This is a genomic window from Fimbriimonadia bacterium (genome assembly GCA_039961735.1).
Classification (GTDB): Bacteria; Armatimonadota; Fimbriimonadia; order Fimbriimonadales; family JABRVX01; genus JABRVX01.
Genome location: JABRVX010000029.1, coordinates 39,635 through 54,437, shown reverse-complemented (window position 1 = coordinate 54,437; position 14,803 = coordinate 39,635). Strand labels below are relative to the sequence as shown.

Genomic DNA, 14,803 nt, shown 5'->3' with positions numbered 1-14,803 from the left:
CGCGCTGCTGGAACGACCTCTTCGTCAACGACGTGAACCTGATCGCCGGGGTGGGAGTGACGAACTACAGCGGCGTCCAGGTGTGCGACCTGAACGACCGAGGCGACGTGCTCTGGACGGTGGCCGACCCCACCACGCTCAAGTGGTCTCTCTACCTCTCCTCCCCCATCCCGGAGCCGGGGGGTGCGGCACTGGTAGCCGCCGCGCTGCTGCTCATGGCCGTCGCTCGGCGCAGGAGGTCACGCAGGGGCAGCGAGCGGGATGCGTGAGCTTCCACCCTCTCGGATGAAAGCGCGAGCAGGCTCGCGCAGTCCCGAAGGCCATCGCCCGACGTTGTGGCTCTCGAGGTAGGTGGCAAGCGGGGGCGCGTTCGACGTCGGCAGTCGCAGCGACTCGGTCGGCAGCCGGGGGTCGTTCTCTGTTTCAACGCCCTGCGTGTTCGGTTAGGACTCTAATACGGGTTGTTCGGGACCACTTGCCAGCGGGAGAGGGGGAGGAACACGTAGTCCGCCCGACCGATGATGCGCCAGCGTTGGACCAGGCCCCAGACCCTACCATCGCTGCTATACGACCGGTTGTCGCCCATCATCAGGTAGTGGTCGGGCGGCAGCGGCTCGGCGGGCAGTGACCACAACTTCTCGCCCAGCTCGCGGCCCTCGCCGAAGAGTCTGTGCATCAAGACGGTGGTGACTTCCACATTCTCCTGCGTGAAGGGGTCGATCTGAATCTCGCGCTGCAGCGAGACGTAATCAGGCAAGTCCTTTCGCCAGACGTCTCGCAGCCAAGCCCGCTCAGAGGGCAACAGCTTCGATGGGTCTAACTTGACCACTTTGAACGCCGCGGGGATTGGCGAACCGAGATATTTCTCTTCGACGGGCTTGCCCTCCCGGTATAGCCGATAGGAACCGCCTCCTTCGTCGCGGATCTCCACCAACATCCCTGGGGTTCCTATGCAGCGCTTGATAAAGTCGGTTTTCCCGATGGGTTGCCCCGGTGTGAGTGCCTCGTCGGGAGCGCGGAACACCACGATCTCGCCCGCCTTCGGGTCCCTGGTGCGGTATACGGCCTTGTTCACCACCAGGTAGTCGCCCTTCAGCAGTGTCTGCTCCATCGACTCGCTCGGGATCCAGAACGTCTGCAGCACGAAGGGTCGGATGACCATGAAGACGAGAATGCCGGCATAGATGATGGCATCTGCGAGGTCCGCCAGGATGTGCAGCACCTTTGCGTTCAGCCCATAGGTCCGCTCACGACCGAGGATCGCACCTGCCCGGACCACCGTCGCGATTACCATCACGATCATCACCGTCGTGAGTTGGGCGCGGGCGATGCTTTCGATGAAGACGGTAAGCCCGGAGGGTCCTTCCGGCATGGGTTAGCGCAGTTCCTTGATGCGAGCGGCCTTGCCAACCTTCTTGCGCAGGTAATAGAGCTTTGCCCTGCGCACCTTGCCGCGCCGCTTCACCTCGAACTTGGCCACGCGCGGGGAGTGAAGCGGGAAGGTTCTCTCGACGCCTATGCCGTGGCTGATCTTCCTTACGGTGACCGTCTCCGCGACGCCGCCGTGTTTGAGGGCGATTACGGTGCCCTCGAAAACCTGGATACGCTCCTTGCCGCCTTCGATGACGCGCACGCTGACGGCCAACGTGTCGCCGGGGCGGATTTCCGGCAAGTCGGTTTTCATGTTTGCGGCGCTCACGGCCGCCAGTAGCTCAGCCTGGCTCATTCTCGTCTCCTTGCACCGTCTCGGCCATCAGCCGGACGTCCTCCGCTGTTATCGGCGCACGCGCAAACAAGTCCGGCCGGAGCCGCCTGGTTCTCAGGAGTTGCTGGGCGCGCCGCCACCGCTGGATGGCCCCATGGTGGCCGGACAATAATACCTCGGGCACGCGCCAACCGTGGTGGCCCTCCGGCCGGGTGTATTGCGGGTAACCCAGAAGCCCCTCTTCGAAGCTGTCCTTTTCGGGCGATTCCTCGTTTCCCAGTACGCCGGGGAGCAAGCGCGTGACCGCATCTATGATGACGAGAGCCGGTATCTCGCCGCCGGTCAGCACGTAGTCACCGATAGACACGCTTTCGTCGGCGAGGTGGTCCGCCACGCGCTGGTCCACGCCGCCGTAGTGGCCGCAAACGATGATGAGCGACGGCTCGTTCGCCCAACGCCGCGCGTCCGCCTGGGTCATCGGCTTGCCCTGTGGCTCGGTCAGGAGGACCCTGCCATTCAAACCGGAGGCTTCTCGGCAGGCGGCGAGCGCCTTCTCGATGGGCTCCACCTTCATCACCATGCCTGGGCCGCCTCCGAAGGGCGAATCGTCCACAGTGCGGTGCCGATCGGGAGTGAAGTCCCGCGGGTCCGTAACGGAAATTTGCACGATTCCATCCTCTTGTGCACGCTTCACCATACTGTACCGTGTGGCCGATCGGATGAGGTCGGGAAAGAGCGTGATCACGTCAATTCGCATGCTAAAGGCATTGTGGCAGCCGAGGTCGTGGGCAGGAAAGCGACGGGTGCGCACGGAAACCGGATTCCACCGCCATGAGCAAGCCAAACGCCTACGTCACCCGATGGATGCCCGAAGAAGCCCTCGACCTCATCCGCGCTCACGCCAATCTTCGCCAGTGGGAGCCCGCCGACGTGCCTGTGCCGCGCGAGACCCTGCTCAGCGAGGCGCGCGAGGCGGAGGGGCTGCTGGTCTTCCTCACCGATCGGATTGACCCCGAGCTGCTAGACGCCGCGCCGAAGCTGCGCGTGGTGTCCAACTGTGCCGTGGGGTTCGACAACATAGACGTACCCGCTTGCACCGCGCGCGGCGTGGCCGTGGGCAACACCCCAGGCGTGCTGACCGAAACCACCGCCGACCTGGCTTGGGCTCTGCTGATGGCGGCGGCGCGACGCATCGGCGAAAGCGAGCGGGTCGTGCGCGGGGGCAGGTGGAAGTCTTGGAGCCTGATGTACATGGTAGGACAGGACGTGCACGGCGCGACGCTGGGCATCGTAGGGATGGGGCGCATCGGGACGGCGGTAGCTCGGCGGGGCCTCGGCTTCGGAATGCGCATTCTGTATACCGACCGATCGGCGAACGAGCAGGCGGAACGAGAGTTGGGTGCACTGCGGGTGAGCCTGGACGATCTGCTCGCCGAGAGCGACTTCGTGTCGGTGCACTTGCCCCTCTCCCACGAGACGCGAAACCTATTCGGGGCCGAGGAGTTCCGAAAGATGAAGCGGACGGCGGTCTTCGTGAACACGGCACGCGGTGGAGTGGTGGATCAGGCTGCGCTCGCTCGCGCGCTCGCTGCGGGCGAGATCGCGGCGGCAGGCCTGGACGTCTACGTGACGGAGCCGCTGCCGATGGACGACCCCTTACTGGGTCTGGAGAACGTGGTGCTGACGCCGCACATCGGATCGGCGAGTGTGCAGACGCGAACGGGCATGGCTCGCATCGCCGCCCAGAATCTGGTAGCAGGCCTCGTGGGTGAGATGCTTCCCCACCCAGTCAACCCAGAAGTTCGGAGGGCGTAGCAGATGCTGCTATCGCTAATACTGGCAATGACACTGAATCAGCAAGTGGACAGAAACATGGTGCCCAACTACCTCGACGCACAGATTCGCCAGCTCATCAAGGGCCGTGCACCGTCCGAGCTGACCGATACGTCGCGCGCTCGATGGAAGGACGAGTTGTTAGGTGCACTAGGGCTTCGCCCGTTGCCAGAAAAGACTCCGCTCGACGCGACAGTGACAGGCAGGCTGGAGCGCGATGGGTACGTGATAGAGAAGGTGGTGTTCGAGCCGCTGCCCAAGTTCTACGCGACCGCTTACCTGTATATCCCTATCAACGGTGGCGGACCATTCCCCGCAGTGGTATGCCCCGTCGGGCACTGGCCACAGAAGAAGCTGCAGCCTGTGGTGCAGGCACGGTGCGTCGGCTTGGCACTGTACGGTTTCGTCGTGTTGTGCATAGACATGCCCGGGTTCTATGGTCCGAACGACGACGAACGCAACTTCCCTGGCAACCACTCCGACTGGAATCTACACCTGGCATCACTACCTCCTCTCGGGCTGATGGTATGGGACGTGGTGCGAGGGATTGACTACCTGCTGACGCGGCCCGAGGTGGACGGCACACGCATCGGCGTGACCGGCGCATCGGGCGGTGGCATGGCTACGATGTATGCGGCGGCCGTGGACGACAGAATCTCCTGCTATGTGCCGGTGTGCTATGCGGTGAGCTACGAAGACAACTACCACAATGGGTGCTATTGCAATCACGTGCCAGGGGTGTTCGGCATTGGCGACCGCAGCGACGTGATGGCGCTTGCCGTCCCACGTCCGGTGCTGCTGATAGGAGCGGAGGAGGACCCGGAGTTCCCGAAACCTGGGCTCGTTCGCTCGCACGAGAAGCTCTCCGCGTTCTACGAGGCTGCAGGCAAGGCCGAGGATTGCCGTATGTTCGTCGCTCCGGGCGGGCACGACTACAGCAAGCCGATGCGCGAGAGCATGTATGGCTTCTTCCGCAAGCACCTGCAGGGCATCGGTGACGGCGGCCCAGCACCCGAACCGCGGGAACTGCCCGCAAAGGACGGAGACCCACCAATCAATGTGGAGGACCCGAATAGCCCGCAATCGTTCTGCTTTCCAGGCGGCAAAGCACCCGCCGATGCGAAATCGCTGCGAGACCTTGCCAAAGAGAAAGCACAGCGGCTGGCAAAGGCTGCCGAAGAGACTGGTCCGGGGAACCTGAAAGCTACACTGCGTAATCGCCTGGTGCGTCTGTATCCGTCTCCCGAGCGCATCCCCCTGCAGGCCGAAGTGACGCGTGAGGCAACGGCCGAAGGCGAACTGTTCCGTGGGTCGTTTCTGGCCGAGCCCGGTCTTCGCATCCCCTTCACCCTGCTGCGCAGACCCGTCGGCATGCAGCCTGTGCGAATCATCTTTTCCGAGAAGGGCCTGAGCGACACGGACGCGGTGCCGACGGAGAGGCGTGAGGAGTTCGCAGAGATGCGATTGGACGGCAGGGGGTTCGGAAGCCTGCCAGGTCTCGACATGCGCTTGGCAACCTACCTAGGGCGACCCGATGTGATCATGTGGGCGTGGGATATCAGTCGTGCGATAGACTATCTGGAATCCCGGCGCGACATCGACATAGAAAACATAGAGGTGTGGGGGTTCGGGCCGGCAGGTGGACAGGTGGCATACCTCGCAGCTCTACTGGATCCACGCATAAATCGTGCGTACGGGCAGCAGACCCTCCGCAGCTACCTCGACTTGTTCGAGCGTGAGGACTTTCCCGGCTATGCGAAACCTGCGAGGATGCTAGAGGTAGCCGACATACCGCTAATGAGGAAGGCGCTGCATGAAGATCAGTGAGTTGCTTCTGCATCCCGTCGCCACACGACGGCATACTGGCCTGCTCAGTTATCATGTGATCGTCGAGCTGCGGACGGCGGATGGTGCCGTTGGGTGGGGCGAGATGTCGGACCTAGGCCACCTACCTCTGTACGTGCCCGACCTTGCGGACCTGCAGCGCACGCTGAACGATCTCCTGGTAGGTGAGGACCCACACCGGATATCTCTTTTGAACGCCCGCATGCTGCAAGCTTTCCCCGAGCAGGTGTATGTGTACGACATGGGCGCCGTGATTCGATGCGGAGTGGACATGGCGCTGCACGACGTGGTGGCGCGGTCGTTGGGAGTGCCGGTGAGCACCTTGCTGGGTGGCAGGTGCCGGGATCGCTTTCCCGTTTGTTACCCCATCTTCCGCATCACCACGGAAGAGCAAGTCGAGGAGAGTCTGCAGACGGTGCGGCAGCGCATCGCGGAGGGCTACAACGCTTTCCGACTCTACGTGGGTCGGCGCCCGGACCTAGACGAACGTTTCTGTGCACAGTTTCGCAACGAGCATGGCAACAAGGTTACGCTGAAGTCGCTGGACTTCAGCAACATACTACCATGGAAGGAAGCGCTTGCAGTAACACGGAGGTTGCTGCAGTACGGCCCGTTGCTCGTGGAAAGCCCAGCGCTGAGACACGACTACGAGGGCTTCGCGGAGTTCCGGCGAGCGTGTCCTTTGCCCGTTAGCGAGCACGCGTATTCGCGCGTGCACGTGATGGAGATGATTCGCCACCGCAGCATTGACATTCTGAATGTAGCGCTAGTATTCATCGGCGGCTTCGAGGCTGCGCTGGGCATGATGCGCGTCGCACAAGCGGCCGAGCTACCATGCTTGATAGGTACCACGCAGGAGCTATCGCTGGGCACTGCAGCTCAAGCACAGTTAGGTGCCGTGGCACCGAACCTGGAGTATATCTCCGATTGCAGCGGCCCGCGGCTGTATGCGGACGATGTGTGCGCCGAGCGGGTGCGATACGAGGACTCGCATGTGGTAGTGCCGGAGGGACCGGGGCTGGGGCTGGTGCCCGATCCTAGCTTGCTGGCATCGCTGAAGTCGGCACTGCGCGCACCTTCGGAGAGTGCGGTGTCCGCCAATCTCGACCGGACGACGGCGGTCGACACATCGTCACCCTCTTCTCGCTACGGCGGATAGGGAGTCAGGACATGCTCGCCACCCGGCCCGAGGAGCATGATCTGAGCGTGTAGACGAGTCATCACGCGCGAGAGAAGAAGGCATCACACCTACACCTGAGCGGGGACATCATCCCACTCTGCGACGACTCGGATTACTGACACTACCAGACCGATGGGATATGCAGCGCTTTCAGAATAGCTCGAGCGGTTGGTAGTCCTTGCCTAGGAGTGAGCCTGCGTCGGCGGCGAGCCACTGCGAGAGTACGCTCGCGTACACCCGTCGGAAGTCCACCGAGTGCTTCAGGTCGCCGCGGTCCAGATCGTCCAGAGAGGGGTAGGTGCCGTGCAATCCGGCCTTTACGGCGCCGCCTGCCACGAACATAGGACCTGCTGCACCGTGGTCCGTTCCAGCCGATGCGTTTTCCTGCACTCGCCGCCCGAACTCGGAAAACACTAACACCGCCACCTTGTCCGCCTTACCCATGTGCACAATCTCCAGCAGGAACGCATCGAGTGCGTCGCCGAACTGTCGCAACAGTTTCTCGTGCTGGGCGGCCTGAGCAGAGTGCGTATCGAAGCCTCCTACCGAGAAGTAGATCACTCTCGTACCGGGCGACACGGCGATAAGGTGTGCGATCTGCCGGAATCCCCTCCCGAAGGCATCTTGTCCGTACGATCCCACCGGTTCGTACTTGGACAGGTTGCGATTTAGTTCGGCCATCGCGTTCAGTGCAGATTTGGTGGCGGCCTGTACATCGCGCATCGCAGAACCTTCCGACGCATCCATGCCTTGGATTGCACGCAGAGCCGCCTCGGCATCCGTGTCACCGATCATCGCCTGGATGTCTGCCAGCGATGCGAAGGTGGGTACCGAGACGTTGCGAGCGTTGAGTGCCTGCTCCTTCTGCACACCCAACGCGAGAGCCAATACGGGGTTCTTCGGGCTCCCCACATCGTCGAGGTACCTTCCGAGCCATCCATACCGCTCATCGGTGTCCGTACTGGCGGTCTGCCATATCTCCATCGAACGGAAGTGCGAACGGTTCGGATTCGGATAGCCGACCCCATTCAGGATCGCGAGATGCTTTCGATCCCAAACCTTCTTCAGACCTGTTAGTGCTGGATGCAGCGCTAGGTCCTCGGAGATAGGTATGCCCGCGCCGTCTTTCACCGCCAACACCGGACGCATCTCGTAGTAGCGCTTCTGGGTGTAGGGTATCACGGTATTGAGACCATCGTTGCCGCCCGTCAACTGGCAGACTACCAGAGTCCGATCAGAAGGCATCTTCCCGCCTTGTGCGACGCGGAGCGTGTCGGCGCGCACTATTTTGGCGAGCCACGGGGGAGCCACCGCACCCACTGCGATAACCGTGGCGCTCTTCTTTAGAAACTCTCGTCGCGTTAGGTGCTTCGACATTCCTATCTGCCTCCAGCCTTTCGTCGGACAAACCAACCTAGCAGAACTGGTACTCCGGACTCGCAAACACGAGGCGTGCCACGCCGCGCGCGATTCCTTGGCTCTTCGCCGTGTCGCTCAGTGCGGACGTGCCACCTGCTTTGTTCACCGTTTCTACCAGTATCTGTCTCTTCTCGCGGGGCAGCCGTGCGTCTAGCACTTGCAGCGCCTTGTCTACTGCTCGCTCTACGCTTTCGTGCGGCCCTTCGCCGAACAGCGCTTGGGCTGGGACCCCACGTCCCACCCGAGTTCCCGTTGACGGTGCGAACAGCATGTCTGCGAGCTTTATCCGCTCCACCATCGTGGCGGAGTTGATCCAGGCTGCACCGCCGTCCCAGCCGGCCACGCTGGGCGGGTAAAGCAGCTGCTGCCCCATTCGCGCCATCGCTTGTTCCAGACTCCTCCCGACAACAAGCCCTCGGAGGCCCGCGGTCCGGTTCTGACGAAGAGCCCGGGCAAGCATTTCTCCGATGCCGAGCGCACGTGCGGTGCCCACCACAAAGTCCACTGGGGACTTGTATAGAGCCCGCTCCGCCTTGTCGGAGTAGAACTCCTTACTAGTCAATATATAACGGATTGCGGCTTTTACGCTGTATCCGCTCTGAAAAAACCTCTCGGATAGCACGCGAATCACGGATTCCTCTGGGTCGGGATAGGCAAAGAACTCCCACAGCTTCTTGCAGATGTACCTGCGGCTGGCGGGATGCTCCACGAGAATACGGCAGATATCTTCGCCGTCGAACGCGCCCTCTTGACCCAGCACCTTCTTCGTGCCTCCATCGTGCAGCCGGGGCCGCTTGACGAAAGTAGCCATCGGAAGTGCATCTCCCTCACCGACGTTTGATTGCGGTCGTTGGATGCTCCATCCGGTGAAGGCACGGGCCGCTTCCTGTATGTCGGCCTCCGTGTAGTTACCCTCGCCGAGCGTGAATAGCTCCATGATCTCGCGGGCGTAGTTCTCGTTCGGACGTCCCCGCACGTTGGTCTGGGTGTCTAAGTACAAAATCATGGCCGGGTCCTTAGACACTTCTGTCAGGATCGTCCGGAAGTCGGAGAGCGCGAGCCGGCGAAAGAGTTGGTTCTGAGCATACAGCATATTGCCCGACGTCACCTTCTCGCCGCTGCACGCGAAGTGGTCGTGCCAAAACAGCACCATCTTCTCCTGGAGCGGCCTTCGGGTCAGGAGCATTCTAGCGGTCCACCAGAGGGCCACGACGGGTGGGGCGAGCCTGCCCTCCCTAGCGAGCGGCTCGATTGGGAGATCGAACCCTTCTTCCAGCTTCTCGAAGTCGAGGAGGCGGTCCACCGCGCCCTCCACGCCGAGCTTCTCGAGTTCCTCGACCTCGCTCACGCTTGCGCCGAAGCTCGCCCTTCGCAACAAGTGGGAGACCTTATCCCGTGTCGTCTGCAGTGCCATCTATTTCTGCCTCGCGAGCCTCGCCGGAAGGAGTTAGCGAGGCTAACCAATACCGCTTTGACGACAATCGGTGCCACAAGTTCACTCGGCCGCAGAGCGTCCTGAACAGTGCGTTGCCGAGTTTCTGACAGCCTACTCGTGCACGCGGGAGAAGTGCACCACCGTCACCAAGTGATGCGGTGTAATCACGTCGTCGTAGATGCGCGATAGCAGCCCGATCACATCGTCGTGGGTTCGGAACTCAGGATTCTCGCGCTCGATGTCCCTGGGCGACAGCTCCTCCAGCGGCTTCACCTCCACCCGATCTATGATCGCAGTGTACAGCTTTTGGCGCCGCCCGAATCGCCGACCGATGGTCACCCAAACGAGCTGACCCTCGGTGTACTTTTTCGACTTGTCGCCGAGGCGAATGGTCGCGGTCTTGCGGTCATTCCGCAGGACATCTCCATAGATATCCGAGTAGAAGTTCAAAGCGAACATCCGACATCCAACCTTCCGGAATAGCGGCCGCGACTACGGCCGCGCGGGCGGAAGTCCCGGTTTTCCCCCATCGGCTCTAATCTTCGGCGGCAACCCCTCCGATCTCCTCCCTCGCTGTCCTGCAGAGCACGTGAAAATGCGGGCTTGTGAATATTTAGCTAGGGCAAATAACCCTACAACCCGCACTCTGTTCAGACAGAACTAGACGGAAGAAGCGCCAAGTGAAACCATTTTCTTACGCATCCGGTGTTGCCGAAGCCGAAATGATAACGCTATAATACTCTCGGTCTTGTAGAAGACGCAGCAGGTGCGCGCCCGCGGCCCGTCGCTGCGGAGACAAGGCGCCGGCCGAAGAAGACGGCGTCTGGGCTGGGGGCGGAGCCACCTGGGGGAGATAACCATGCAGAACCATGTGCACGGCCCCGCTGCGGTGAGAATGCGTGTCGCAATCGCGGACTCCCTGACCCTCTGCCGAGACGGCATGGTGAGCTTGCTATCTGGGTATCCGCATATCACCGTGGTGGGTAGTACCGGTTCGAGCTGCGACGTGGTCGAGATGTGCAAAGACGCACAACCCGACATCCTGCTGCTGTGCGCCACGATAGCCGACGAGATGACGCGCGGCCAATTCGAGGCGATCGCATCCCAGGCACCCACGTGCAGTGTCGTCCTTCTGGCCGATGATCCGATCCGGCTGACCCCCAGCACCATCCCCCCGAGGGTGCGAGGAATCTTGCAACGGTCCGACAGCACTGAGAATCTACTCAAGGCGCTCGGAGTTGTCGCTTCCGGCAAGACGTGGGGGTTGTTGGATGGCACGCAGCCGATAACGACGCGGTCGCGCCGAGGGAATTCAGGGCTAAGCCACCGAGAGAAAGACATCGCGGCCCTCGTTGCGCAAGGGCTCTCCAACCGCGAGATCGCTTTAAAGCTGGAACTCAGCGAGCAGAGCGTCAAGAACCTAGTGAGCCGCATTCTGAAGAAGCTGGGCCTGAACAACCGCGTGCAGATCGCCATGAAGTGCTGGCCCAACTAGGGCTCTGGTATCCTGCCAGCCGATGAGTGACGAGGACCGGCCGAGCCTGCGCTCCACGCCATCTGCAGGCGCCCTTCGAGCGCGGGTACTGACCGCGGCCGTTGCTGCACCGCTGGCAATCCTGGTGGTGGCTGTTCCCGGCGGGCTTCCCTTCATCATCCTCCTGGCAGTCGTGTTCGTATCGGGGTTCCTCGAAGCCTTCCGGCTGTTGCAGGGCGGCGCAGTTTCTCGAGCAACCCTCACCATCCTTTACCTCGGTGTCCCGCTTGCTGCATTCGCCTACCTGCGGATTGCGCCGCCAGGCGACTGGTCGCCCGCGTTGGGCCTGGAGCCGGGTGCCCGCCTGGTCCTCACGCTGCTGATCACTACGTGGGCCGGAGACACGGCGGCCTACTTCGTCGGACGCAGTCTGGGCAAGCACAAGCTGGCGCCGCGGGTTTCTCCCGGCAAGACCTGGGAAGGCGCCGTCGCCAACTTGGTGGCAAGCGTTGCGGTCGCGCTCGGCCTCGCCCATCTTGCCCATCTGGGCGTGGCATGCGGCCTCACCATTGGGCTGGCGGTCGGAGTGCTGGGGCAGGCGGGCGACCTGTTAGAGTCGGCGATCAAGCGTCGGGCCAGAGTGAAGGACTCGGGAACGCTGTTTCCTGGTCACGGCGGCATCCTGGACCGGATAGACAGCCTTCTGCTCCCCGCCCCCTTCGTCGCACTGGTCTTGCCTCTATTGAGAACCTAGCCCCTCGTGAGCGCGCCGATATGGGCGAGCAGCACAGTCGGGCTCGGCTCAACCACAGTTACCTGCTTGTCCGAGCGACGCGAAAGTTCCGCAGCCGGGATGTCGTCGAGGAGCAGGCCTTCCGCGTTCACGCACACCGACGGCACGAACACAGTGTCCCGCACGTCGGGCTGGGCCATTCGCTCGATCATATCTGCTCCCGTCATCAGCCCCGCCACGTTGATGAGCGGGCCGAAAAAGTGGTTCTCCACCACGCACACGTTCAGCGAGATGCCTTCGATCCGCGACGCAGCCTCGGCGAAATCTCGAATCACGCTCGCAGGCAGGGGGGAGGTTAGGATGGATGCCGAGATCGGCCTCTCTGGAGGGCGAGCCCGTCTCAGCGCCGCCCGCGCTTCGTCTATGAACTTGCGACAGGTGCCGATGCCGTCTTCGTACTGCGGAAAGTCCTCGTACCACTTGCGCGGCGGGTAGGGCTTGCCTGCATAGAAGAACCACTCGTCGGAAGGGAACACGAAAGCCGTGCCGATTCGGGACAGCATCTCGGCGCGTAGGCCCTCTGCCTGCTTCAACAACTCCGCTGCGTACTCTGCATCCACTGGGGTCAGCTTTGTCAGCCGCTCGCGATGCTTCGTGAGCCCGACCGGCACCAAAGCTACCGACAGCACGCCGGCGCTACGTCCGGATACGCGAGGGTGGAGTGTTGCCAGCTCGTGCACGGTTCGGTCCAGAGCCGCGCCGTCGTTCCAACCCGGGCACAGCACCACTTGCGCGTGGCTGTCAATCCCGTTCTCGGCAAGAGTCGCGAGTTGGTCGAGCACCGGTGCAGGCTCCTTGCGTCCCAGCATGCCTCCTCGCAGGACAGGGTCCGTGGCGTGCACCGAGACGTACATCGGAGATAATCCTTCGCGACAGATACGCTCGAACTCGTCTTCTTTCAGGTTCGTGAGCGTCACGTAGTTGCCGTGAAGGAAGGACAGGCGGTAATCGTCGTCCATTAGGTACAGCGAGCGGCGCATCCGCTTAGGCATCTGATGGATGAAGCAGAAGACGCACTTGTTGTTACACGTGTGGATTTTGTCGCCCAGCTCGAACCGGAACTCGATCCCCAGGTCCTCCCCGAACTCCCTGCAAACCGTGACATTGAACGTGGTCTCGCCACGGCGCACCCGAAGCACGAACTCGGGCTCTGCGGTCTCGAATCGGAGCTGTATCACGTCCTGCAGTGGCGTGCCGTTAGCCGCCTCTAGCACGTCTCCAGCACGCAGTCCCGCCCGCTCCGCCGCACTGCCCCGCGCGACCTCGGCGATCTCCAGCCCCCCGCCCTGAACCACAGCCCGTTCTGACACGAAGCGGGAGTATACCGGGCCATATGGGAGTACTCTATTGCCATGCCCGAAATAGTGGAGGCTGTCAAAGCATTCTGGCGCATCCACGGGCTCGGTCCCGGTCGCGTTGTAGTGGGGTTCTCGGGTGGGGCGGACTCCACGGCACTGCTCCACGTCTTGTCTAGCCTGTCCGCAGAGCTCGGCGTGCGACTCATTGCCGCGCACCTTCACCACGCGATGCGCGGGGAAGAAGCCGACGCAGACGCAGAGCACTGTGCCGGAGTCGCTCGGAGGCTCGGCGTGCCGTTTCACGTACGGAGGATAGATGTTATCGAGCTTGCCAGAGAGCGAAAGCTGAACATAGAGGAAGCAGGGCGCGTCGCGCGCTACGAGTTCCTGGAGGCGGTACGGCAAGAGGCCCAGGCCGACTACATCACCACGGGGCACACTCTGGACGACCACGCAGAGACCGTGATCATGCACTTGATGCGAGGCGCCGGCCTGCGAGGGCTGCGAGGCATAGCCCCCATCCGTGGAACGCTGCTTCGGCCTCTGCTCGCTGTCACGCGCGCTCAGACTGCCCGTTACTGCGAGAGCAACGGCCTGCGAACGGTCGTGGATCGCACCAACTTCGAGCTAGGTCGAGAAAGAGCCGGGCTGCGGCATCGTCTGACCACGGCGGTTACCGAGAGCTATAAAGAGTACTCCTTCCGCTCAATCGCCCGCCTATCCGAGATCATCGCCGCGGAGGACGAGTTGCTTGCCACCCTGACGGACGACGTGTTCCGCTCGCTGAAGGCCCCTCAGCCTTCGTGGGTGGAGAGCCTAGGCATTCGACCGTTGGAGGTGGCGCTGAACGCCGAAGGGATTAAGGCTCAGCCTATCGCGGTGCAGAGGCGCTTGATCCTTCATGCCATCGAGTATCTGCAGCCCAGTCACGAAGCGGGGTTCAAGTTTGTGGACGCGGTCCGTGAGGCGCTGGCCCGTGGGGTCGAGTCCGGCTTCAACGTACCCACCAGCAACGTTGGGATCGCGACGACGCCAGAGACACTCCGAGCATGGGTGAAATGGCAAGCAACCAGTTACCGACTGACGCTGATCCCGGACCGGCCCGTACGAATTCCCGTCTTGGACTTCGACCTCGTGCTGCGTGAGGGGGAGTCCAAACCGTGCCCGTGCAGGTCTCAGGCATGTCTCGACCGACAATCCTTGAAGGGTGACTTGTACGTCGAGCCGTACGCTCCTGCTAAGTACCGCCCCGTGGGCGGAAAGGCCGCGAGGCCCATCAAAGACCTCCTGTGGGAAGCCGGTGTGCCGGAGCGGATGCGCCCTCACATCCCGGTAGTCCACGATGAGCTGGGACCCGTGTGGGCCTTCGGCTGCAGGGCTGCAGAGCGGGCCGTCTCTACGTCGCGAACGACGGTAAGCCTGCTAGTTTCTGGCGTACCGAAGGACCCGGCGGTATAATGCCCGCGCACGCAAGCGGATGGTCGGCGTAACCGTAGTGCCTCGCAGTACGTACGAGAAACTGGGTGTACGTCTCGCCTGGCGGAGGTGTTTTTGAGTCGGAGCGCTAGAACCTTTTTCATATTGGCTGCCGTTGGCATCGTGCTCTTCTACGTCTTCATTTCCGGTAAGGGCGGAATTGGGGCCTTTGGAAACCACGTAACCGAGATCTCTCAGGCCAACCTCATTGAGTATCTCAACAACGCGAGCGTAAAGAGCGGCGAGATATCGAACGATACCTTCACCGGTACGCTGAAGGACGGCACCAAGATACGAGCCCGCGTGCGGTACCCTTACTCCGACGAGCTGAATGCGGCGCTGGAC

At 62.2% G+C, this 14,803-nt stretch carries 14 protein-coding genes; 7 read left to right on the top strand and 7 right to left on the bottom strand.

Features of this window, described 5'->3' with window-relative positions:
• Window positions 1-269: PEP-CTERM sorting domain-containing protein (locus tag HRF45_08260; protein MEP0766515.1), on the top strand; the 269-nt coding region annotated here is incomplete at its 5' end.
• A 182-nt stretch (window positions 270-451) separates the two neighbouring features.
• Here the strand turns inward: HRF45_08260 and lepB are convergent.
• The 3 genes from lepB to trmD are packed head-to-tail and all read right to left on the bottom strand — an operon-like array spanning window position 452 to window position 2,462.
• A complete protein-coding gene (gene lepB / locus HRF45_08255) occupies window positions 452-1,372 on the bottom strand; it encodes a signal peptidase I (protein MEP0766514.1) in 921 nt (306 codons plus the stop codon).
• Window positions 1,373-1,375: 3 nt separating this feature from the next.
• Window positions 1,376-1,726 (bottom strand): 50S ribosomal protein L19, encoded by a 351-nt coding sequence (gene rplS, locus HRF45_08250; GenBank protein MEP0766513.1) that lies wholly within the window; start codon window positions 1,724-1,726, stop codon window positions 1,376-1,378.
• Window positions 1,713-2,462: a tRNA (guanosine(37)-N1)-methyltransferase TrmD gene (trmD, locus tag HRF45_08245; GenBank protein ID MEP0766512.1), complete on the bottom strand. Its 750-nt coding sequence runs from the start codon at window positions 2,460-2,462 to the stop codon at window positions 1,713-1,715. The genes rplS and trmD overlap by 14 nt, the downstream gene beginning before the upstream one ends.
• 74 nt (window positions 2,463-2,536) lie before the next feature.
• Between trmD and HRF45_08240 the strand changes: the two genes are divergently transcribed.
• The 3 genes from HRF45_08240 to HRF45_08230 are packed head-to-tail and all read left to right on the top strand — an operon-like array spanning window position 2,537 to window position 6,542.
• Window positions 2,537-3,520: a D-glycerate dehydrogenase gene (locus HRF45_08240; GenBank protein ID MEP0766511.1), complete on the top strand. Its 984-nt coding sequence runs from the start codon at window positions 2,537-2,539 to the stop codon at window positions 3,518-3,520.
• A 3-nt stretch (window positions 3,521-3,523) separates the two neighbouring features.
• Window positions 3,524-5,365 carry an acetylxylan esterase gene (locus HRF45_08235; GenBank protein ID MEP0766510.1) on the top strand — a complete coding sequence of 614 codons (1,842 nt, stop codon included), beginning with the start codon at window positions 3,524-3,526 and terminating at the stop codon, window positions 5,363-5,365.
• Window positions 5,352-6,542, top strand: coding sequence for a muconate cycloisomerase (locus HRF45_08230; GenBank protein ID MEP0766509.1), 1,191 nt, complete (start codon window positions 5,352-5,354; stop codon window positions 6,540-6,542). The genes HRF45_08235 and HRF45_08230 overlap by 14 nt, the downstream gene beginning before the upstream one ends.
• A gap of 171 nt (window positions 6,543-6,713) precedes the next feature.
• Here the strand turns inward: HRF45_08230 and HRF45_08225 are convergent, their stop codons facing one another.
• The 3 genes from HRF45_08225 to HRF45_08215 all read right to left on the bottom strand — a co-directional run bounded on the left by HRF45_08225 (window position 6,714) and on the right by HRF45_08215 (window position 9,876).
• Window positions 6,714-7,940, bottom strand: a complete 1,227-nt coding sequence (locus tag HRF45_08225; GenBank protein MEP0766508.1) for a DUF1501 domain-containing protein — start codon at window positions 7,938-7,940, stop codon at window positions 6,714-6,716.
• Between the two features lie 37 nt (window positions 7,941-7,977).
• The gene (locus HRF45_08220; protein ID MEP0766507.1) at window positions 7,978-9,396 is read right to left on the bottom strand and encodes a DUF1800 domain-containing protein; all 1,419 of its coding nucleotides are present in this window, start codon (window positions 9,394-9,396) and stop codon (window positions 7,978-7,980) included.
• Between the two features lie 132 nt (window positions 9,397-9,528).
• Entirely contained in the window at window positions 9,529-9,876 is a 348-nt protein-coding gene (locus HRF45_08215) for an RNA-binding protein (GenBank protein ID MEP0766506.1), read from the bottom strand.
• 400 nt (window positions 9,877-10,276) lie between these two features.
• Here HRF45_08215 and HRF45_08210 point away from each other — a divergent pair, with 400 nt between their 5' ends.
• Together HRF45_08210 and HRF45_08205 are read left to right on the top strand one after the other, a co-directional pair.
• Window positions 10,277-10,912, top strand: coding sequence for a response regulator transcription factor (locus HRF45_08210; GenBank protein ID MEP0766505.1), 636 nt, complete (start codon window positions 10,277-10,279; stop codon window positions 10,910-10,912).
• A gap of 22 nt (window positions 10,913-10,934) precedes the next feature.
• Window positions 10,935-11,645: a phosphatidate cytidylyltransferase gene (locus HRF45_08205; protein ID MEP0766504.1), complete on the top strand. Its 711-nt coding sequence runs from the start codon at window positions 10,935-10,937 to the stop codon at window positions 11,643-11,645.
• On the opposite strand, the gene HRF45_08200 is transcribed toward HRF45_08205, so the two are convergent.
• Entirely contained in the window at window positions 11,642-13,207 is a 1,566-nt protein-coding gene (locus HRF45_08200) for a DUF512 domain-containing protein (protein ID MEP0766503.1), read from the bottom strand. The two genes, HRF45_08205 and HRF45_08200, sit on opposite strands and share 4 nt — an antisense overlap.
• Between HRF45_08200 and tilS the strand changes: the two genes are divergently transcribed.
• The gene (gene tilS / locus HRF45_08195) at window positions 13,106-14,440 is read left to right on the top strand and encodes a tRNA lysidine(34) synthetase TilS (GenBank protein MEP0766502.1); all 1,335 of its coding nucleotides are present in this window, start codon (window positions 13,106-13,108) and stop codon (window positions 14,438-14,440) included. The two genes, HRF45_08200 and tilS, sit on opposite strands and share 102 nt — an antisense overlap.
• Window positions 14,441-14,803: the final 363 nt, after the last annotated feature.